This is a genomic window from Psychrobacter sp. UBA6291 (assembly GCF_002439405.1).
GTDB lineage: Bacteria > Pseudomonadota > Gammaproteobacteria > Pseudomonadales > Moraxellaceae > Psychrobacter > Psychrobacter faecalis.
Genome location: NZ_DJUD01000013.1, coordinates 22,769 through 45,079, shown reverse-complemented (window position 1 = coordinate 45,079; position 22,311 = coordinate 22,769). Strand labels below are relative to the sequence as shown.

The 22,311-nt window shown below is 43.8% G+C and carries 16 protein-coding genes and 3 tRNA genes; 7 read left to right on the top strand and 12 right to left on the bottom strand.

All coding sequences use genetic code 11. The features are described from left to right. Positions 1 to 420: 420 nt before the first annotated feature. From gspF to B3R91_RS01245, 8 genes are all read right to left on the bottom strand, one after another. On the bottom strand, positions 421 to 1,623 hold the full coding sequence (gene gspF, locus B3R91_RS01280) for a type II secretion system inner membrane protein GspF (RefSeq protein WP_286796007.1): 1,203 nt from the start codon (positions 1,621 to 1,623) through the stop codon (positions 421 to 423). 79 nt (positions 1,624 to 1,702) lie between these two features. Further along, positions 1,703 to 2,758, bottom strand: coding sequence for a hypothetical protein (locus tag B3R91_RS01275; RefSeq protein ID WP_286796005.1), 1,056 nt, complete (start codon positions 2,756 to 2,758; stop codon positions 1,703 to 1,705). Between the two features lie 355 nt (positions 2,759 to 3,113). After that, positions 3,114 to 4,049 carry an AraC family transcriptional regulator gene (locus B3R91_RS01270; protein WP_286796004.1) on the bottom strand — a complete coding sequence of 312 codons (936 nt, stop codon included), beginning with the start codon at positions 4,047 to 4,049 and terminating at the stop codon, positions 3,114 to 3,116. 466 nt (positions 4,050 to 4,515) lie between these two features. Continuing rightward, positions 4,516 to 4,591: transfer RNA gene (locus B3R91_RS01265), tRNA-His, on the bottom strand. 39 nt (positions 4,592 to 4,630) lie between these two features. Further along, positions 4,631 to 4,707 (bottom strand) — tRNA-Arg (locus B3R91_RS01260). 109 nt (positions 4,708 to 4,816) lie between these two features. Further along, positions 4,817 to 4,893 (bottom strand) — tRNA-Pro (locus B3R91_RS01255). A 242-nt stretch (positions 4,894 to 5,135) separates the two neighbouring features. Continuing rightward, positions 5,136 to 6,746: an McrC family protein gene (locus tag B3R91_RS01250; RefSeq protein WP_286796003.1), complete on the bottom strand. Its 1,611-nt coding sequence runs from the start codon at positions 6,744 to 6,746 to the stop codon at positions 5,136 to 5,138. Positions 6,747 to 6,764: 18 nt separating this feature from the next. Beyond that, the gene (locus B3R91_RS01245; protein ID WP_286796002.1) at positions 6,765 to 8,207 is read right to left on the bottom strand and encodes an McrB family protein; all 1,443 of its coding nucleotides are present in this window, start codon (positions 8,205 to 8,207) and stop codon (positions 6,765 to 6,767) included. A gap of 351 nt (positions 8,208 to 8,558) precedes the next feature. On the opposite strand from B3R91_RS01245, the gene B3R91_RS01240 reads away from it, so the two are divergent. Further along, complete coding sequence (locus B3R91_RS01240) at positions 8,559 to 9,326, top strand: DUF4442 domain-containing protein (RefSeq protein WP_286795999.1); 768 nt, start codon at positions 8,559 to 8,561, stop codon at positions 9,324 to 9,326. Between the two features lie 74 nt (positions 9,327 to 9,400). Next, positions 9,401 to 9,895, top strand: a complete 495-nt coding sequence (locus B3R91_RS01235; RefSeq protein WP_286795998.1) for a RidA family protein — start codon at positions 9,401 to 9,403, stop codon at positions 9,893 to 9,895. Between the two features lie 123 nt (positions 9,896 to 10,018). Here the strand turns inward: B3R91_RS01235 and gspE are convergent, their stop codons facing one another. Together gspE and tnpB are read right to left on the bottom strand one after the other, a co-directional pair. Next, positions 10,019 to 11,575 carry a type II secretion system ATPase GspE gene (gene gspE, locus B3R91_RS01230; RefSeq protein WP_286795997.1) on the bottom strand — a complete coding sequence of 519 codons (1,557 nt, stop codon included), beginning with the start codon at positions 11,573 to 11,575 and terminating at the stop codon, positions 10,019 to 10,021. 253 nt (positions 11,576 to 11,828) lie between these two features. Further along, positions 11,829 to 12,980, bottom strand: coding sequence for an IS200/IS605 family element RNA-guided endonuclease TnpB (gene tnpB, locus B3R91_RS01225; protein ID WP_286795995.1), 1,152 nt, complete (start codon positions 12,978 to 12,980; stop codon positions 11,829 to 11,831). 379 nt (positions 12,981 to 13,359) lie between these two features. Here tnpB and B3R91_RS01220 point away from each other — a divergent pair, with 379 nt between their 5' ends. After that, positions 13,360 to 14,199 (top strand): thiazole synthase, encoded by an 840-nt coding sequence (locus tag B3R91_RS01220; protein ID WP_144297981.1) that lies wholly within the window; start codon positions 13,360 to 13,362, stop codon positions 14,197 to 14,199. A 259-nt stretch (positions 14,200 to 14,458) separates the two neighbouring features. Beyond that, positions 14,459 to 15,898, top strand: a complete 1,440-nt coding sequence (locus B3R91_RS01215; RefSeq protein WP_286795993.1) for a WS/DGAT/MGAT family O-acyltransferase — start codon at positions 14,459 to 14,461, stop codon at positions 15,896 to 15,898. A gap of 56 nt (positions 15,899 to 15,954) precedes the next feature. Here B3R91_RS01215 and B3R91_RS01210 read toward each other — a convergent pair whose 3' ends face one another. Together B3R91_RS01210 and dxs are read right to left on the bottom strand one after the other, a co-directional pair. Continuing rightward, positions 15,955 to 16,782 (bottom strand): inositol monophosphatase family protein, encoded by an 828-nt coding sequence (locus tag B3R91_RS01210; protein WP_068406329.1) that lies wholly within the window; start codon positions 16,780 to 16,782, stop codon positions 15,955 to 15,957. A gap of 264 nt (positions 16,783 to 17,046) precedes the next feature. Beyond that, positions 17,047 to 19,095: a 1-deoxy-D-xylulose-5-phosphate synthase gene (gene dxs / locus B3R91_RS01205; protein ID WP_286795989.1), complete on the bottom strand. Its 2,049-nt coding sequence runs from the start codon at positions 19,093 to 19,095 to the stop codon at positions 17,047 to 17,049. A 541-nt stretch (positions 19,096 to 19,636) separates the two neighbouring features. Between dxs and ribA the strand changes: the two genes are divergently transcribed. The 3 genes from ribA to B3R91_RS01190 all read left to right on the top strand — a co-directional run bounded on the left by ribA (position 19,637) and on the right by B3R91_RS01190 (position 22,308). Beyond that, the gene (gene ribA, locus B3R91_RS01200; protein WP_068406328.1) at positions 19,637 to 20,320 is read left to right on the top strand and encodes a GTP cyclohydrolase II; all 684 of its coding nucleotides are present in this window, start codon (positions 19,637 to 19,639) and stop codon (positions 20,318 to 20,320) included. Between the two features lie 18 nt (positions 20,321 to 20,338). Continuing rightward, entirely contained in the window at positions 20,339 to 21,346 is a 1,008-nt protein-coding gene (hemF, locus tag B3R91_RS01195; protein WP_286795987.1) for an oxygen-dependent coproporphyrinogen oxidase, read from the top strand. Between the two features lie 491 nt (positions 21,347 to 21,837). Then, positions 21,838 to 22,308, top strand: a complete 471-nt coding sequence (locus B3R91_RS01190) for a c-type cytochrome (RefSeq protein ID WP_286795984.1) — start codon at positions 21,838 to 21,840, stop codon at positions 22,306 to 22,308. The last annotated feature ends 3 nt before the right edge of the window (positions 22,309 to 22,311 follow it).

The window sequence follows — 22,311 nt, the reverse complement described above, 5'->3', positions numbered from 1 at the left end:
GTAATATCCCGATATTAACGGCGCTATTTTCCTTGTTTGACTGCAATTTATCTCATTTTTATCACCATTTTTAAAATGAAGACACGCCCTAGATTAATGAACCCTAAACCGCTTATCACTATAAACCATGCTTTTATTTTTATCCAGCGCTGCAATGGCTTGTTATGAATCTCGACTTTTATGGTTACACGCCGTGAAATATTGGATGACCGCTATCCTTTATACTAAACAGTTTATAAGCAAAGCTTTTGACGAGCGCTTACTATAGCCTGATGATTGACTGTGCTCTAGTAAAAACGTACCGCTGTCAACAATCTACAACACTAAGCAAGGCTTAAGAAATTTAGCGGAAGCTTTAGCAAGATAGAGGCAATAGATTTTGAGTCAGCTGCAGAGAAATTAACAAAGCTTAAGCGCTTACTAACCTGCCAAATCATTCATATTTACAATCGGTAGCATCACCGCCATGACGATAATCATCACCACCACGCCCATCAGTACTAGCATTAACGGCTCAAGTAACGACAGCAAGGTGCTGATAAAGTTGGTTGCTTCGGCCTCTTGCATATTAGCGGCGCGGCTGAGCATATTTTCAAGCTCGCCTGAGTTTTCACCACTTTTAATCATTTGCACCATCATCGGCGGAAAGTAGGTAGATTTTTCTAATTGACTCGATAAGCTTGAGCCTTCGGTGACTCTATCGGCTGCGGTGATAATGGTTTTTTGAATGTGTAAATTGGTCGTCACCGCCGCCCCTATATGCAGCGCTTCAATCAGCGGTACCCCTGAGCGCACCAATATCGCAAGCGTACTGGCAAAACGCGCCGCATTAAGCCCTTTTGATAAGCGCGCCAGTATCGGCAGTCTTAGCACCATACTGTCTATGGTTAATTTGCCTGCTTGGGTTTGCGCAAAGCGATGAAACAAAAACGCCGCCCCTGCCAATACCAAAAGCATCAACCACCACCACTGGGTAATGATGTTTGATAAGTTCAGGACGATTTGGGTAATCAGCGGCAGCGCTTGCTCAGATTGCTCAAAAACTTTGACAATCTTGGGAACCACAAAGCTCATCAAGCCCATAATGACCCCGACTGCCATTACCATTAATACAATCGGATAGACCATCGCCCCTTGGATTTTCTTTTGTAGCGCAAAACGGTTTTCGGTGTAATCTGCCAATTGATTAAGGATTAAATCTAAATGGCCTGATTTTTCCCCTGCCGCAATGGTGGCGATATAAAGCGGCGGAAAACTGGCGGCTTGTTGCAGAGCGCGCGCGAGGCTCAAACCTTCTAGCACATGCGAGCGTACGGCCAGCATCAATGATTTGATGTGGGTTTTTGGTGATTGTTTGGCGACGGCAGCCAGCGTTTCCTCTAAAGGAATACCGGCGGCAAGTAAGACTGATAATTGACGAGTCAGCAGTGCTAGTTCATAGGCTGATGGCTTTTTATAGCGGTTTTTACTTTGGCTTTGCCGGTCATTGACGGCGGTGACTTCAACGGGTGTCCATTGTTTATCACGCAGCTGCTGACGTACTTGCCGCGCAGAATCGCCTTCAAGTAAGCCTTTTTGGACACTGCCATGGTCGTCTAACGCTTTATAATGATAAGCGGGCATAGCAGCAAATATCCTAAGGTGAGCAATTTAACATGCTGATAAACAGCAATCTTATAATAGATTTTAGAAAATAAATGTCTTAAAAAAGCGGCGTAGAATCGCTGCTATCTGGCATTAAGCCTTGTAATAATAAAATATCTAGATGCTGTTGTTGCAATTTTTTATCAAAATCATTGACCTCAGCAATCAGCATGCGCTCGATACGCTTGTCACTGGCAAAGACGCTAAGGCGCGCGCAAATAACGGCCAATTGATAAATACGTTTTTTGCAATAACCATCCAAGCCTTGTAGCAACCTCACCATATGCGGCGTCTCAAGACTGGCGTATTCGTAGTCGCTCACGATCTGCGGAGCAAGGGCGGTAACCCCATAACTAATAGACAGATGGGCGCAAAAGTAGCAGCTAAATAAGTAACCAACCACGTGTCCAATATAATAAGCGCGGTCATAGGTAAAACTACTGACACCAAAATGACCAAGCACATAACTGTTTAAGCTGCCTTGATCTACGATAGGTTTGTCGTGTTTGAGCTTACCAACGGTAGGAAAACGCAGTGGATTATGACCATCTTGCGTCGTCAGCTGCCAACCAGCGGGCTGCTGCGCCGGCATATGACGGACGATATCTTCGATAATATCATCGACCACGTGCAACTGTTGCCATAAACGCTCCAGCCCGTCGGTATCCATCAGACCACGTTTATCAAGCTGCTGCGCCAGTAAATATTGCTGATATTCTGCAAACTGGGTTTTTAGCGTTTGCACCAGATACGTAGGACGGGTGGCGGCAGACGCCATATAAAGCTGACGTGTACGCTCATGCTGACGACGATAAAGCGCTAACCGCTGCGCGGCGATATTGGTTTCGCTGCTATTCGATTCACTGCTGCTAAGAGTATTTAGACTTACTTGCTCAGCACCTGATTCGGCGTCTGACAAGGTAAATAACGCAAGCAGCGCCGCTTTATCAAGCGCAGGCGTAATATTGGTTTTTTGCTTATTTTTTGCCGTACGCTGTTTGTTTCTCACTTTACCTTTTACGTCTTTTTTATCAGCGTTGGCTGTCGAAGTAGCGGACGCAGTAGTATGCTGGCTATTTGAAGTCACGGTTGGCTTAGCGGTTGGTTCAGTCATAAAATACCATTAGCTGTAAAAATAAACTTTGCCCAAGTTATCCTAAATGAATAGTCTATTAGCTTTTAAAACCAACTACTTACCGATAGCGGCCAGTAGACAGTGCCATAATATGCGCTAAAATCTCGCTATGAAACTTGGGCAAAACATGACTCTATAGTACCTTAACCTAAGTGCATTGTCAGCTAGCCATCGCCGAAATACTCAGTATCTAAATCAGTGATAAAGGTAATGGTAAGCAATAGTTATGCTAAAAGGCGGGAGTTTTAATTAATAGTGAGCATCGAGCAAAAAAGCGCTAAAGCCATTAAATAGCCTGAGCGCTTTTGAAAAAGGTATAGCAATTAACAGCTAATTAAGAGAGCGTTTGCTGTTGATACTGCTGCCGATAAGCTTTAGGCGAGATGCCGTAAACACGCTTAAACGCTTGGCTAAAGGTTGAGTCCGAGGCATAACCGACCAAACCGCTAATACGGCTGATACTGTTTTGCTGCAAACGCAAATAACGAGCAGCCAAGCGCAAGCGATAATCCATCAAATAGGTCAACGGCGGTATACCGACGACCTCTTTAAAGCGCTGAGCAAAGCTTGAGCGCGACATCCCCGCTACCTCAGCGAGCTTATTAATCGTCCAATTTTCGCTTGGCATCTCATGCATTGCAACCAGCGCTTTGGTCAAAAACGGATCCTTCATCGCTTTTAGCCAATTTTCAGTGGCTTCAGGCAGACTCTCAATATATACCCGCAGACATTCAATCATCATAATACTTGCCCAATGATTGATGACCGCGGTTTTACCCATGCGCTCGTGCTCAGCCTCTAGCGTCAGTAGCCTAATCTCGACATCAATCACTTCAAACCGGCCATCATCTTCATCATTGACTTCCGGCAGAATCGATGGCAGTACGGACAATAAAGGCCGAATCATTGCCTTATCATACTTACACTCGATTAATATCAATGACGCTTCAGAATCACCGTCACCCTTCAAATCCAGCGTATGATCTTTACAGCTCGTCAATAACTCATCTAACGGCTGCGCCTCATCACTATGATAGTTTAGCGCATAACTCATATGCTGATGCGCGCTTGGAATCATAATCATGTCACCGGCGCGCGTTTCTCGTGGGCCATTGCCGACGTCGATACAAAAACCACCCGACATCACCAAATAAAATAAAATCGTATCTTGCCTAGTGAGTGAATAAGACCAATTGCCCGTCACATTTAATCGATAATACTTCGTTTCGAATAAATGTACATTTTGTAGCAATACGCTTAGTGCGTCCATCCATCACTTCCTCAATCATGGGTAATTAATATAGAAAAACTTAAAAATAGAAACAAAGCACTGATGACTGCAAAATCTTTTAAAATAATAGGGCAAAAAATTTTATTTTTATTTGATAGGCATTTTATTTTGGATAAAATCAAAGCGAAAATTTGAATAAGAATATCAAGTAAATAATTTAATGTGACAACTTAATTGAACAAGGCTTAACAAATGATAGAACATTCGCGAGCCTATCTATCATAAGAAAAAAAGCGAAAAAAGGCTAGCAGATGCTTAGATAATTAAATGCCTAGGAAGTTTATAACTTATTAGAATTAAAACAGCAGGCTAGTTCGCATATCATCATAACTTAAAAAGTATGCATTGATATAAAACAAACAGGCACAAAAAAATGCCCGTAAAGGCAAGCAGCGTTATTTTAATATTTTTGAATTTAATAAGGAAGGAGGTACAGAATAAAATATGGGGCGACTGATGGGACTCGAACCCACGACAACCGAGATCACAACCCGGGGCTCTACCAACTGAGCTACAACCGCCATAACTATTGCCTGATAAGGCAAGATTGACAGGCTAAATGGTGCGCCTGGCAGGATTCGAACCTGCGGCCACCTCCTTAGAAGGGAGATGCTCTATCCAGCTGAGCTACAGGCGCTCTTAGAGGTCTTTTATATATTTTGATTGGTTTATCATATCAGAAATATCTAACATAAAAAACTATATCATCATACATAAAAAAAAGCCTGTAAGGCTCTTTAAATAGATGGTCGGAGTGATAGGATTCGAACCTACGACCCTCTGGTCCCAAACCAGATGCGCTACCAAACTGCGCCACACTCCGAAATTCTCTATTATCTCGATAATTTGTTACTTAACTCGTTGTTGGTAATACCGCTAACTTGTTAATGTTCCTCGCTATCGAGGTGCACATATTAAGGGGTAAAGCCGATTGTGTCAACACCTATTTTTGATTATTTTAAAGAATCGTTCAATTCTTTCAAAAATACGCCTTTTTTATAAAAATGACGGTGTCGCAACGTTGGTTTTTTACTAACCTTAATACTAGATTGCCAACAGCGCTTATTATACTACATTCAAATCTGGAAGCAAGCCGCCGTTTATTTTTCCGGTCAGCACATTAAAGGGTATCAGCCATAATTTGGCATGATTGGATGGCTTTTTGTAGCTTTTATCATTGTCTGCGTCATTATAAGCTTGTTGCTGGAGCAGGATTGGTTGTCTGCTATCGTCCTGTACCGGATAGACCAGCCAGCCCTGCTCGGCGTGATAAGCCTGCGCGTAACTGCTCAACTGATAGGCGTCGCCCGCACTAATCGCCCCTGCATGCGGTAAATGCTTCCATTTAATATCAATCACATGGCTATAATTGCCTGATTGGGGTGAGCAAGCAGAGGTATGCGTTTCTGATTTTACGTCATCCTCACCCAGCGCTTTAATGTTAGGTCCAGTCTGCAAATGAGCACTTTTATAAATCAATAAATCAGGACGAATGGACAAACACGCCTGCCCTTTTACATCATGTAGCCACACTCGCTGTGCTTGAAACAAAGGCTTATAAGCCAAATCAATTTGCTGAAACTGGGCCGCTATGCGCAGGCTTGTCCATTGCTCGAACGCTTGATTCATATCAATCAATAAACATAGGCGCGGTTGTGCGGCGTTTTGCTTGGCTAATGTTTGCGGCTTAATGCCATTGCCAGTATGAGCGTCAGATTGCTGCAAGAGCCAATAAGCCAAGTCTAATAACTGCTGCGCCGCTTGTAATTGCTGCCGAGATAAAGGCTGCAGTGCCAATTGCCTCTTTGCTTGCTGATAAAAAGACTCAAGCCGCTGTAGCTCATAACGACTTAACACTGCTACTTGTCGCCACTGCTGTAATGCGGGCAGTGACATTGATGGCGGAGATAACGCAGTAAGTAAGTTGAGCGCGCTTTTAATCAAGCGATTACACAGCATCTCTTGGCTCAGAACACTGCTTTCACAGACAAACTTATGCGGCTGCATGCTGTTATGGCGCAACTGTTCTTTAATCAGCAAGCGACCTTGTAGCGCTGCTTGGTTATGGATTTGCGCCTGATAGTGCTTAGTCGGTTGATAATGCACCAAACGCTGCAAAAACTGCGCAATCAGCCAATCAGATAATGACATTGCTTTAGTCGTCGGTAGCGCTGCTAACTGATTGCTAAATTGGCCAAAGTTTTTTGTATTAGGAAGCTTATTTTTATCATGACTGCTACTGGTTAAATCCGCCAGCATATTCTGCACCCATTGCCGCGTTTGATTGATGTCATTGGATTTAGCTAAACCGTATGGCTGTGACGAATTATGTTTGCTAGACGTTTTTGCTATTAACTTAGGCAATATCTCAAGCGTCATGCCACTGGGTAATAAAATCATACCAATATAATGGCCGACTTTTAGCTGCCATTGTCCTTGCTGACGCTTAATGCTAAAAACGGCAAACTCTTGCGCCATTAGCCAATGAAAATCCGCTACGTGCACAAAATCATGGGCTGTTAAACGTTGATGCTCAAACACCGTAATAATATTAGCATTAAGTGCAGCCTTATTGACGTTATTAGCAATACTTGCACTATTACTATTGCCACTATTAACGTTGCTATTAATATGACTGCCTATCGCTTTGTCATCAGACTGTAATACTCTACTCATCACAAGCTAGCAACCTTGTTAATATAAACGCTGATAGACAAACGGCTTGGCAAACTCAGCTGTATGATTGATTAAATCGGCATTAATTTTATAGCTACTAGCGCTCATAGGCTGCCCCAGAAATGCGTGCGGATCGGCAAACATTGGATTTGAATTATTAGGACTGGCTAAGTTATTGGCATTATCAATGAGCGCTTGGCTATCTTGTATAAACTGCGCGCTTAGCGGCTGTTGCTCATCTTGAAAGATATATTGCAAAACAGTGACTTGCCCGCCCGCTGCTTGCGCCAATTGCGGAATGATTTGTTCAATCAGTGCCGTTTGCAAGTGCTCAAGACTGTCTACTGACCATAAAAATGCATGACCCAATTGTGCCTCTGCCCCAAGGGTTTGCGTAATGCGATTATTTAAACCGGTTAAGAGTTTCGCCAAATTTATCGTTTCTTCTGACTTAAACGCTTCTGAATTATCAGCTTCTAAGTCTTGATTGAGATAAATAATAGGTAACAACTCCGGCTGCGGCGGACAATCAATAAAGCGAAAACGCCGTCGTAATGCCATATCAAGCGGCGCTAGTGAGTGGTCTTGGGTGTTCATGGTGGCATAAATATCAACGTTGGCAGGGACGTTAAAGGTTCGCCCTGAATAGGCCAAATTAACCGTCATCGCATTTGCCATGCCAGCGCGTTTATCGGGTTCAATCAAACTTAATAGCTCGCCAAAGACCCGTGACACGTTAGCACGATTGACCTCATCAATCAGCATCGCATAACGCTGCTCAGGATTATTGGCAGCGCGTTGGCACAATTTCAAAAACGCCCCATCTTGCACGGCATAACTCATTTGAGATGGGCCATTTTTTGTATGGTCGGATGACGCCATCACCGGACGGATACCTTCGACAAATTCCTCATAACCATAGGCTTGATGAAAGCTGACCATACTAAAGCGCTGCTGACGGAACTCTTTATTTTGGCTATTATTCTCGCGCTGCGCCTGTTGAAACTCAGCTAATTGCTGCGCTAAATCACTTAACAAATCCATGCTTTCTGGCAGTAAATACCATGCACCGCTATGGTCTTTATCAAAATAGGCTTGGCTGGCTCGATTTTTATAACTCACCGTTTGCGAGCTCGTAGGCGTATGCATTTGTAGCACAGACCAGGCGGTATTGCTTAAGTTTTTCTCGCGCGCATTTTGCGCCGCTTTATTGACAAAAAACTCATGATTGACAATTTCTGGTACCTTGACCAAGTCCTGTTTTTTCGACTTAAAATCCAAAAATATTAAGCAAACCACGTCACGCCAGCTTAACGGCTGCAAAAGTTGTCTCAATAATTCTTTGTCATTTATCTTTGGCAAGTAGTCAGTATATTTCTGGGCGATTTGGAGCAAGCGATAGGTTTTACCTGTACCAGCAACGCCCGTATAGATGATATTGGTTGGTTTGGAAAGAGACATATTTGGCATAGCCTTATCTAGCGTGGCATTGTCGAACATGAGAAAAACACGGCAAAATAGTTTAGCTGTGCTAAACCCTGACGATTATAACGTGGCCAGTTAAAATTAAGCGAGCTAACGAAAAATGGCATTATTTCTCATACCTAAGATACCGTTACGTTAGTCATATTTTATAAGCGCGGCAGTTCATGTTAATAATAGTAGCGATACGGCACTTAATGTACCATAACTAACATCGTTGCTAAGTTAAGTTGCGAAGATAAAAAGAATTTGTCGCCTTATCTATCGTCTTAACCTTTTTATCGCACTAGCAAAACACTGTAAATCCCACTTAAAATTGAGGAATGTTGTATGTCAGGATTATTAAAGAAACTCCCTAGCAAACTAAGTAGCAAACTAAGTAGCAAACTACCAGTCAAAGTTTCTGACAACACCAAAGTGCCAGCTGCACAACCACACACTACGCTAAAACCCATCAGCAACCAATTTACCAAACTGCTATCTGTCACCAAGTTTCTGCCTGCGGCCGCGCGCGCCAGCATTTTATCAAAAGCCTTTGGTAAAGTGGTGCCGTACGTGGGCACAACAGGTATTTATTATGAAAACGTCGATCCCAATCAAGTGGTGGTCAGCTTAAATAATACCAAAGCGGTGCAAAACCATATTGGCTCGGTTCATGCGGTTGCTATCACCTTACTTGCGGAAACCGCAACAGGGTTTATTTTGGGTTTAAACCTACCCTCTGACCGCGTATTATTGATTAAATCTTACTCGGTGAATTTTTATCGCCCGATTAAAAAAGGTCAAATCGCCGCGGTGGCATCATTATCTGACGAGCAACGCTTGGATATTTTAAATACGCCAAAGGGTGAGATGGTCATACCGTGCGTGATTCATGACCGCGAGTCAGATAGCGACCGTGACCCTATCGTCGTTGAGATGACATGGGCTTGGATACCCAAATCTGAGCTAGAAGCACGCCGTCAAGGTAAAGCTGCTAAAGCGCTAGAAAACAAGCAAAATGACAATGAAAAAACCAAAGATGAGCAATCTAAAGCCGAGCAAAACGAAAGTGAAGCAAGCAGCAAACACTCAACGCTAGAACTAGAAAGCAATTAATTTCAATTTGTTAAAGAAGCAAACAGCTACCAAAAAATGGATTTAGAAAACATTACAATAACAAGGAGACAAGTATGTCTAGATATATCAATAAACTGACGACTCATTTATCTAAAGTAGTGCTGATTAGCGCCTGTTCATTAGGCTTAAGTTTTGCGGTTACGGCCAATGCCGCGCCAACAACTAATAATGCAACCGTCACCAAATCTAGCCCAGTATTTCTCGGTGATGGCGGCAATTATCCATTTTCAGAAGCGGTACGTGTCGGCGATACGTTATATATGTCAGGACAGATTGGTTTTAAAGACGGTAAATTGGTCAAAGGCGGCGTCAAAGCCGAAGCCAAGCAAGCGCTCGATAATATCAATGAAACCTTGTTAAAGTACGGCTACCAAAAATCAGACATCGTCAAATGTATGGCGATGCTGACTGATATGGATGACTTTGATGACTTTAATAAAGTCTATAAAGCAGAGTTGGCTAAGCCTTATCCTGTACGCTCAGCCTTTGGCGTTTCAGAGCTTGCAGCGGGCGCAAGCGTTGAAGTTGAATGTATCGCCGCGAAATAGCAGCGCTATTACAAATAAACCAAACTGACTTTTTGATTAGCGGTTATTGAGCCAATTGCACCGACTTTTGACTCAATAACCGTTTTGCTTTATACAATCGTTTTTCTTTATACTATCGTTTTTTTATACAATCATAGCGTCATCAGTTAGGGCACTTTCTTTGGTTACCCGCAGCACTTCTTCTAACGTCGTCCGACCCTCTATGACTTTGCGTAGTCCATCAGCACGTATCGATGGCGTTTGCTGACGGGCGTATTCTTCTAGCTCGTACTCGGCAGTATTACTATGAATCATCCGGCGCAAGGTATCGTCAATCGGTACCACTTCATAAATTGCCGTCCGCCCTTTAAAGCCTGAATTATTACATTTATCACAGCCCACTGGTTTCGGCAAATTAATAATATTCTCTGTTAATTTTTCAGTAGCCGTATTTGTAGCATTTGCCGCAATACCAATTTCAGTAAATAATTTGGCCTGTTCATTATCGGCAGCCTGCCAGCCATGACAATATGTGCATAACGTCCGTACCAAGCGCTGAGCGACGACACCAATCAGCGATGACGATAATAAAAATGGCTCTACGCCCATATCTTGCAAACGTGTGACCGCACCGATGGCGGTATTGGTATGTAGCGTTGATAAGACCAAATGCCCGGTCAAAGACGCCTGTACGGCGATTTCGGCGGTTTCTAAATCGCGAATCTCACCTACCATCACCACATCTGGATCTTGTCGCAACATGGCACGCAGGCTCTTAGCAAAGGTCATATCGACTTTATTATTAACCTGCGTTTGCCCGATACCATCGAGCTGAAATTCAATCGGATCTTCAGCAGTCAAGATATTGCGGGTTTGGTCATTTAAATCGGTCAATGCCGAATATAGTGTGGTGGTTTTCCCCGAACCCGTCGGTCCAGTCACCAAAATAATGCCATGTGGACGATGGATTAAGCGCTTAAGCTCGCTATAGTCATTATCAGATAGACCGAGATACGTCATATTGAGACGACCCGCTTGCTTGTCTAATAAACGCATGACCACGCGCTCACCAAAGCTCGATGGCAAGGTCGATACCCGTACATCGACCTCACGGCCTGCCAGTCTTAAACTGATGCGTCCGTCTTGCGGCACACGCTTTTCGGCGATATCTAGCTTAGCCATGACCTTGATACGCGAGACCAGTAACGGCGCCAATTGGCGTTTTGGCGTGATAATTTCTTTTAGCTCTCCATCGACACGAAAGCGTACCACTAAGCGCTTCTCAAAAGTTTCAATATGAATATCTGAAGCATTTAGACGAATCGCTTCAGACAACAGCGCATTAATCAGACGTATAATCGGCGCATCGTCTTGTTGATCCATCAAATCTTCTGTTTCAGGAACGCTATCGGCCAGGCTATCGAGGTCAGGATGGTCTTCAAGCCCAGCGGCAATATGCTGCGACTCGCCCGTATTACCGGCATAGGCGGCATTCATACGTTTTTCGAAATCTTCAATGCTGATATTTTCATAATTTGGTACACCGCGTACGCCTTGCTGCTGTAAAAAACGCACCGCCTCATTAATGGCGGACAATGGCGTAGTTTTGGTCAACACCAAGGTCGGCGGCAACTCCGGATCAATAGCAAGAATGGCCAAAATTTGATGGCGTTTTGCAAAACTGTACGGCAGCTGCAGCATAAAGACGACCTAGTGAGTGGTTAATTTAAAAAAGAACTTAAAAAAGAACTTAAAAAACAGCTTATAAAATAACTTTGAAAATGGCTTTGAAAACACAATAATACATGCTAAAAAACACTACTGACCTGACTATTTAAAGCCGCCTGCCTAAATCGTTAAACTGGATGAACTACCCACTACCTTAGAGGTAGGGGTTTCTTAGGTAATACCCATACTTGATACGGTATTCTGTATCAGCGGTTAGGTAAATTGACTAAGCTAACTCCGTCGCACCGACGGTTTTGAGTGTGGCCAGTTTCAAACCCTCATTGAGAATGTTGATACTGGCGTTAATGTCCCGATCATTGATTTGCAAACAACTAGGGCAATCCCATGATCGCAATGACAAGGGTAATTCAGCCTTGGTCAGCAAGTGGTTGCAGCCTGAGCAGGTTTTAGAGGATGGATACCATCGGTCTATTTTAACAAGCGTTTTGCCATACCATTCCGCTTTATAAGCAAGCATGGTGGTGAATGTTGACCATGAACTGTCTAATATGGCTTTGGCGAGTTTATGGTTCTTAACCATACCCTTGACGTTTAAATCCTCTATGGCAATCACATCGTGGTTTTTGATGAGATTAAATGAGAGTTTGTGTAGAAAGTCAGTGCGGCTATTGGTTATTTTCTCATAAACTTTAGCAACTTTAAATTTTTGCTTTTGATAATTGCGACTGTCACTCAGTTTGCGATTAGCAAGTTCGGCAACTGCTCTACGTTTGGCTAAAATCTTTTGTGCGCGAGCTAATTTGTCTTGCAACTTCGATAAAAACTTAGGATTAGCTACTTTAGTCCCGTCCGATAAGACGATGAAGTCAGTTAATCCTAAATCAATACCGATGTTAGAGTGTGTTTTTGGTAGTGGTGTGGCAATGGTTTTAACCAATAAGCTGACATAGTATTTGCCTGATGGAGTTCTACTGATGGTAGCGCTCTTAATCAAACCGTTTATTTTATTCGGGAATTTAGCGGAGATATGGCCAATCTTAGGCAGTTTAACGGTGTTGTTTGTGATCGCCACTGTGCCCTTTTGGTTGTTTGTGGTGTAGCTATCGCGTTGCCCTTTTTTCTTGAACTTGGGAAAGCCTGTGCCGTTTTTAAAGAACGACTGATAGGCTTTTTGCAAATGACGCTCAACTTTAGACAGTGCCAGGCTATCGACCTCTTGTAGCCACTCAAACTCTTTTTTATACTGAGCAGGGTAGTTTTTGAGGGTTGTTTTAGTTTCTTTATAGTGCTCAATCTTATCGCTAAGCATCTTATTCCAAATAAAGCGCACACAGCCGAATGACTTGGCAAAGAATACTTGCTGGTCAATGGTCGGATATAGTCTGACTTTATGGGCTTTTAGGATTTGCTTTGGCATCGCTGCTTGTTGTTAATAAGTGGTATGATTATTAATTATAATACCATAGTAGTAAGGACTGCTACCAATAACGCATTCATCTCGCTACTTTAGAAGTAGGGGCTTTCTGCGCGGTTTTTGGTAAAGATTGTCAGTAAGCGCGTATGAGTTTGTTATAATAACATTTTGTTTTAGGCAAGTAGCAAGGCTTTGCTTGGATTTATGACTTTGCTTTTAAAGCAGTTATATTATTAGCATTTAATATCGCAAGCCTTTGGCCACATAACGCCTATTTACGTTTTGCCTCTACTACTATTTAATAAAAACTCTCATTAAACACAGTAACAAACTTAATAACCTCGTTAGTCACTTTTGTCAGCCCGCTATTAGGATTATCCTTATGTCACAAGCCGCAAATACTCCTGCCAATGTTCAATCATTTTCACAAAATGCCTTATCGAATGATACCTTCACGGTTGGTAGTCGTACATTCTCTTCTCGATTGTTGGTCGGTACTGGTAAATATAAAGACATGGCTGAGACGGGTGCGGCGATTGGCGCGTCAGAAGCTGAGATTGTCACCGTTGCTATTCGCCGTACCAATATTGGTCAAAATAGCAATGAGCCAAATTTATTAGATGTGATTTCACCGGATAAATATACCATCTTACCCAATACCGCAGGCTGTTTTGATGCCGAAACCGCGATTCGGACGTGTAAGCTTGCTCGCGAGCTATTAGGCGGGCATAATCTGGTGAAGCTAGAAGTATTAGGCGATGAAAAAACCCTTTATCCAAACGTGATGGAAACTCTAAAAGCCGCCAAGGTGCTAATCGATGATGGTTTTGAAGTCATGGTTTATACCTCTGACGACCCCATCGTCGCTCAAGAATTAGAGAGCATGGGCTGTGTGGCAATTATGCCGCTTGGTAGCTTAATTGGCTCAGGTTTAGGTTTGCTTAATCGCCATACCTTAAGCCTTATTATTGAAAATGCCAATGTACCCGTATTGGTTGATGCTGGCGTCGGTACCGCTTCTGATGCCGCGATTGCGATGGAGCTTGGTTGTGATGGCGTGCTGATGAACTCAGCGATTGCCAATGCACAAAATCCCGTGTTGATGGCGCAGGCCATGAAACATGCTATATGGGCAGGGCGTCAGGCGTTCTTAGCAGGTCGTATGCCGATGCGCAAAATGGCCGCTGCCAGTTCGCCGCAGACCGGCTACTTCTTTCAGTAGTTTTTAGCTTAGATTTTTCAAGTTGAATCCTGCAGGGCAAATTTTCTAGCTTAAACCTTTAAAAGCACGGCTTAACACATAATGAAATAATAAAAATCCCGTGCGCCATGCTTTTTATATTAAGATATTTTTGTGACTACTTTTAGGTTTTTAATCGTTTTTGCTATATTTTTTAGTTTTACTATGCTTTACCTTTGCCTAACTGAATACTTATATAATTTATTGCCGTTTTTTATTCATCGTCATAAAAGGATTTATTATGCGACTTCTCACAGCAGTCGACCAGTTGTTCTTACTTCTTGAGTCGCGTAAACAGCCCATGCATGTTGGGGGTCTATTTTTATTCGAATTGCCAGAAAATGCGGACAGCAGTTTTGTTTGTCAATTGGTCAAACAAATGCAACACTCTGAGGTGCCGCCGACCTTTCCTTTTAACCAAGTGCTTGAGCATTTGATATTTTGGAAAAAAGACAAACACTTTGATGTTGAGCATCACTTGCACCATGTAGCGCTACCACAGCCCGCGCGTGTACGCGAGCTTTTGATGTACGTATCAAGAGAGCATGGTCGCCTGTTAGATCGGGCAATGCCGCTATGGGAATGTCATGTTATTGAAGGAATTGAGCCAGAAAGCGAAGGCGCGCCTGAACGTTTTGCCTTATATTTTAAAATCCATCATTCGATCGTTGATGGCATCGCTGCCATGCGCTTGGTCAAAAAATCCTTATCGCAATCGCCAACCGAACCGGTGACGCTACCGATTTGGTCACTAATGGCACGTCATCGTAACCAAGTCGATGCGATTTTGCCGAAAGAGCGTTCGGCGCGGCGCATTATCAAAGAGCAAATATCAACCATTAAACCGGTATTTACAGAATTGCTCGATAACTTAAAAAATTTCGGTGATGACAGTTATGTCAGTACCTTTGCAGCGCCGATGAGTGTGCTTAATAAACGCATTTCAGCCTCGCGGCGCATCGCCGCGCAGTCCTATGAGATACAGCGCTTTAATGATATTGCTGAGCGCTTAAATATCAGTAAAAACGATGTGGTGCTTGCCGTTTGTGCTGGCGCTATTCGCCGTTATCTCCTGTCGATAGATGCGCTACCAAGCAAGCCTTTGATTGCTTTTGTACCCATGTCATTACGTACCGATAATAGCGTGGCGGGCAACCAGTTGTCATTTGTTCTTGCCAATTTGGGCACGCATTTAGACGATCCACTCAGCCGCATCGAGCTGATTCATCGCAGTATGAATAACGGCAAACGCCGATTCCGCCGTATGAATCAAGCGCAGGTTATCAATTACAGTGTGATTTCTTATGCGTGGGAAGGTATCAATTTGGCAACTGGGCTGTTTCCGAAAAAACAGGCCTTTAACCTGATTATCTCCAACGTCCCTGGGTCAGAAAAGCCGCTATATTGGAACGGCGCGCGTCTGCAATCTTTGTATCCGGCATCGATTGTATTCAATGGACAAGCGATGAATATCACTCTCGCCAGCTATTTGGATAAGATTGAATTTGGCATTACCGCTTGCAGTAAAGCTTTACCGCATGTACAAGATATGCTCGTCCTCATAGAAGAAGAGTTGCAACTATTAGAGCGCACCAGCAAAGAGCTTGAATTTCAAGGCATTACGGTGACAGATAGAAGTAATGACAAGAAAAGCGGCAAAACAAAAAAGCTGGCGCCATAACCATAATGGAACCAGCTTTTTCAATGTTAATTTTCTAAATCTTTAATAAGTTAAAACTACAAAATATCGCCCCACGTTGGGACAACCACTTGCATTAACGGTTTTAGTAATTTAACATTACAAGCAAAGATAGAGCCTGAGGTCATTGAGTTGTGCGCGCCTGTATGGTCAACGACCACGCCGCGTGCTTCGGTCACGATAAGCTCACCAGCAGCAATATCCCACGGCTTAATAGACATCTCAAAATAACCGTCAAAACGACCAGCGGCGACATAACATAAATCTAGCGCGGCTGAGCCTAAACGGCGAATTTGACCGCCCGCTTCAGAGATTTTTTGTAAGCTTTCAAAGTGCTGCTTGGCATAAGAGATGACTTCACCATTGCGTTTACGCTCAAGCGGATGACCAGTGGTAAATAAGCCGCCGTCGATGGTTTTACGCTCGCTCACTTGCATACGGCGATTGTTTAAACGCGCGCCTTTACCACGGCTAGCCGAGAACATCTCATCACGCACAGGGTCATAGATGACGCCGTGCTGGGTCACGCCTTTATGTTGCACCGCGATAGAAACACAAAACTGCGGTACGCCATGGACGAAGTTTTTAGTACCATCTAGCGGATCAATAATCCAGCACCAGTCAGCATCTTCGCCGCGACCTTCTTGCATACCAAACTCTTCACCCAAAAACGAGTGATTTGGATAGCTGGCTTTTAGGGTCTCAATCGTCAGCTCTTCACTGAAACGATCAATGCGCGTCACTAAACCATCAAGCCCTTTTGACTCAATATCTAGCTCGATTTTGTGGCGGTTTTGATGCGCATATAAAATCTCTTTACCAACTTTTTCAGCAGCACGCGCTGCGATAACGACCATGGGTTCCATAAATAACCTATTTGCTTGATGAATGAATACTACTTAAAAGATAGGACTGATAAAATGTACGAAAAATAAAAGCCGCTTAAAATTAAATCGGATTAATAACTCATGAAAACCATCGCCGCCTAGCGAACCAAATAAATGATTGCCAGCAGTAGTGCCGCCCAAGTTGTCAAATAATTCACACCTACGGCAAGTAGGCGAGGTTTAAACAAAAATGCTTTATTTCTCAATCCGCTATTTTAGCAATTTTTTTTGAGTGATAGGATTTTATTTTAGCAATTGCTGCAGCTGGCTGACGACCCCTGCAACATCCAGACCACAATCAGCCATTTGTTCTGCTGGCGAGCCATGAGCGATAAAGCGATCAGGTATACCAATATTACAGATAGCTGGGCGGCTATTTTTAAAGGCTATTGATTCGTTAAGTAAATATTCATTTACTGCACTGCCCGCGCCGCCCATAACTGTATGCTCTTCCAAAGTGGCGATATGGGTAACGCCTTGCTTGATTAAGCTGTCAAGCAAGTGCGTATCTAAAGGTTTTACCCAGCGCATATTCACCACATGTACTTGGCAGTTTGAGTTTATATTATCGTTAATCAAGCTTTCTGCCGCTTGCTGAGCCGTCGCAACCATGGTACCAAAGGCCAATAATGCCAACTTATTAGGTGCGTTATCTTGACCTAATACCGACTCTACCACTGCTTTACCAATAGGATAGACTTGCGCAGGCTGGGTAATCGTCGCGCCAACGCCAACCCCGCGCGGATAGCGCACAGCCGTACAGCCTTGATATTCATAGCAAGTATTGAGCAAGTGATAACATTCGTTTTCATCTTTTGGCGCGGCAATCAGCATATTCGGTACGCAGCGTAAAAAGGCAAAATCAAACACACCGGCATGGGTAGCACCATCTTCACCAACTAGACCAGCGCGATCAATAGCAAACATCACATCAAGATTTTGTAGCGCCACATCATGAATCAGCTGATCGTAGCCACGCTGCAAAAAGGTTGAATAAATGGCGACGATTGGTTTGACGCCTTGGGTCGCCATGCCGCCTGCTAATGTTACCGCGTGTTGTTCAGCAATCGCTACATCAAAAAAGCGCTTAGGAAATTGACGGGCAAACTCAATCATACCCGAGCCTTCTTCCATGGCTGGGGTAATAGCAAGCAATTTCTCGTCAGTAGCAGCTTTATCACATAAGAACTGGCCAAAGACCTGCGAGTATTTTAATAGCGGTGTACTCGCTGTTAGGCTATCTTTTAATACTTTCTTCTCGCTATCTTCAGCGGGCAATCTACTAATGGCATGATAGCCAACTGGATCTAATTCAGCGGGCGCAAAACCTTTACCTTTGGTGGTATAGATATGCACCAACACTGGGCCTTTTAATTGCTTGGCAAGCGATAGTACGCGCAGTAACTCAGGGATATTGTGGCCATCAAACGGACCGAAATAAGTAAAACCAATGGCTTTAAATAGATTGTCTTCTAATTGCGGCACATCGCGCAGCTCGTTATGACGCTTACGGCGGTCATAAGCTTGCATATCAGGACGTTGGCATAATATGGGCTCGCCAGCATCAGAGATATCAACCTGATAGCCTGACTCCCACAATGTCGCTAAATGCCGTGAAAAACCACCAATCGAGCAAGATATCGACATGTCGTTGTCGTTTAAAATGACCAGCAAATCCGCATCTTGTTGGACGGCGTCATTCATCGCTTCAAACGCCATGCCGCCGGTCATTGCGCCATCACCTATAATACAGGCAACCGTTTGCGCGCGGCCTTGATAGCGTAGCGCCAGGCTCATGCCAAGACCCGCCGAAATAGACGTCGATGAATGCCCAACGCCAAAAGTGTCATAAACCGACTCGGCGCGTTCTGGAAAAGCGGTCAAACCATCTTTTGCGCGAATAGTACCAAGCTTATCTCGGCGACCCGTCAACACTTTATGGGCATAGGCCTGATGACCGACGTCCCAAACAATCTGATCTTGGGGCGCATCTAACAGATAATGCAGGGCAATGGTCAACTCAATGACGCCTAAATTGGCCCCGAAATGACCACCGCTTTGACCGGCTGAATAGAGCAAAAAAAGCCGTAGCTCATCCGCCAAGGTAATGAGCTGACTTTCGCTAAACGCTTTTAAATCAATCGGAGCGTCTACTGTATCAAGTAGCGGCGTATGCGGACGCTCACGTGGAATGACTGCATAAGTTTTTTGCAGGTGCGATAGCGATGCAGCAGAATCAATGGCTGACGCAGATGATGACTTAGACTGTGGGGAATGAGGTGACTGCTGCATAAAACGTACGATACCTACCAATCTGCTAACAAGATGCTACCTTAGATACGGGCTATCACTAGCTAGCATCTAGGTGGCGTTAATAATAGTGCGGACATTATAAATCAACAAATGTCATCGACTATAAGTTTATTAATACAGGGCTTAAAATAGCTGTGAATAACGATTCAAAATAAAACAAACTTTCAAAATTTAGAACTTTCAATTTTATAGACATTTTAAAATGAGACTATGTCCTCATATAAAACACTATAGCGCCTGCTAATTTTGCTTTCATATTGAGCGCATATCGGGCGACAGTGACGACATAGTAATGCAAGGGCTAAGACTTGTCACTGTATCCGTCAAAATAGTATGGCATAATAGCATTTATTTTTAATTGTCGCTTTAATCATCGTGCGCCGTCTGTGAACTTTGTGTGTATTTCCACCAAACAGCTTTCGTATGCTATTTTAGTTAGCAGCGCTTATGTCACACCTTTATTATTATAAAACTTTAACCGACCGCTAGCGTCACGATGATCGGCTTATGCAGGACATTAATGTCATATCAATTTATCACCAATGCCAAACTACCGACTCGTCACGGCGAGTTTGATATTCATATCTTTGAAAATGCAGACGGTCAAGAGCATGTGATGCTTACTGTCGGTTTACCTGTGGCCAATCAAACTGAGGTTTTAAATCAGCAGGACACGGCATCAATCGAAGACAGTCAGACGTCAAAAGAAGCGCTCATTCCGCTTATTCGTATTCATTCGGAATGCTTGACGGGTGACGCTTTTAGCTCATTAAAATGTGACTGCGGTCCCCAGCTTAATACCGCGATGCAGGCGATACAAGAAACCGGCTGCGGGGCGATATTATACTTGCGTCAAGAAGGACGCGGCATTGGCTTGACCAATAAAATCCGTGCTTATGCCTTGCAAGATCAAGGGCATGATACGTTAGATGCCAATCTTATGTTGGGTTTACCAGCGGATGCGCGCGTTTATGATATGTGCGGGCCGATGCTTGCTCATGTCGGCGTCGATAGCGTGCGCCTGATTACCAATAATCCTGATAAAGTGGCTTACTTAACTGAGCATGGTATTAATGTCGTCGAGCGCGTGCCGTTATTGGTTGGGGTGAACGATATGAACGCTGAGTATCTTGCGACCAAACGCGACCGCATGGGCCATCTGCTCGATAAAGATTTCAATACCGCCTTACACCTTAATAAATAGTAAATAATTAGATATTTTATGACCATACCAAATATAGATAATCATGACAATTTGCCAGAGACGAATTCGGCCGTGACGCCAACCCACAATGACATCACGCGCGTGCGTGAGTTTTTGGTGGATCTGCAAGCGCGTATCTGTCAAGCGTTAGAAGCGCAAGAGCGCGACGGCAGCAGCAATGATAAGCCGGCAACCTTTGTGCCTGACGATTGGGAACGTCCTGAGGGCGGCGGCGGCCGTTCTTGCGTGCTCGCAGGTGGCGAAGTGATTGAAAAAGCGGGCGTGATGTTTAGCCATATTCATGTGCATAACCTACCCGCTTCTGCAACTGCGCGCCATCCTGATATCGCTGGTCGTAAAGCGCAAGCAATGGGCGTTTCATTGGTTGTGCATCCTAAAAATCCCAATGTGCCAACCAGCCATGCCAACGTGCGTTTATTTGTTGCTGAAGCCGAGGGCGAAGAGCCGATTTGGTGGTTTGGTGGCGGTTTTGATTTGACGCCGTTTTATCCGGTGCTTGCTGACTGCGTACATTGGCATCAGGTTTGTCACGACCTGTGCGCACCGTTTGGTGACAGCGTCTATTCTGACTTTAAACAATGGTGTGACGAATACTTCCATCTGCGCCATCGCGATGAGCAGCGCGGTATCGGCGGCCTATTTTATGACGACGTCAATACTGAGAGCCGCGGTTGGGATTTTGAGACTTGCTTTGAATTTATGCAAGCGGTCGGTAATGGTTATCTTGAAGGTATATTGCCAATTTTTGAGCAGCGTAAAAACACCCCTTATACCGAAGCACAACGTGAATTTCAGCTCTATCGCCGCGGACGCTACGTCGAATATAACCTTGTTTATGACCGTGGCACCCTATTTGGGCTACAAAGTAATGGACGCATTGAGTCCATCTTAGTCAGTATGCCGCCGCTTGCTAGCTGGCATTATCGCTTTGAACCTGCCCCCGGCACGCCTGAGTTTGAATTGACCGATTTTTATCTAAAACCGCGTGATTGGTTGACTTTATAGTCGTCATTGGCATAATAAGCCGCAGACAGCGTTTTGGTTCTTGGATAAACAGCCTATTTGCTCTCTTTAAAATTTCAGAAAAACACTATCAAGGTCAGCGTTACTGCTGACCTTTGTTATTTACCATTTTTATTTAAGAGTAGCTAAACTGTTAAATAGGGCATTTTTACTTTTAGCTTATAAAACGCGCTTTGGCGAACATTCATAGCTGATTAAAATGCCATTACAAAAATGACATTACAAAAAGGTACTTTATTATCCTACTTTATTTTAGCCTGTTGAGGTTTAATTAACAGCAGTATGGGTTTAAAGCGTTATAGATTTACAGCTTTGTAGGTTCAAAACGCTATATGGTAAAAGACCAGAACTTAGCTGTCTTTAACATTTAGAACAACCACATAATATTCAATTCATAGTAGCAATATAACAGGTGGCGAGCATGCAAGTGCTTCGGCACCTTTTTATTAGCCACGTATAAAGGAGCAATACAGATGGCACAGGTTTCCAATAATAAATCATTCAAGTCTATCGTCGGCGTAACGTTGATAGCAGCCGCCTTAGGTCTAACGGCTTGTAGTACGTCAGTTGACCCTGACGTCAAAGCGCGTCAAGACACCATGAAAAGCTGGGGCGATGCGATGGGTATCATGGGTGATATGGCTGAAGCGCCAGATACCTTTGATGCCGAAGTTTTTAAAGAGCAAGCAGCATTTTTAGCAAAAGACTCTGCCAATCCTTGGAGCCACTTTCAAAACCAAGAAGCCACAGGTAATGCTACTGAAGCGGTTTGGAGCAACGTTGATGGTTTCCGCGCTGAAGCTGATGACTTCCAAAAAGCCACTGCTAACTTGAATGCAGCGGCACAAAATGCAACCAGTGTCGATCAAGTTTTGCCTGCGCTTGGGCAAGTCGGTGACAGCTGCAAATCATGCCATACCGATTTTAAAGTGAAAAAAGACTAACGA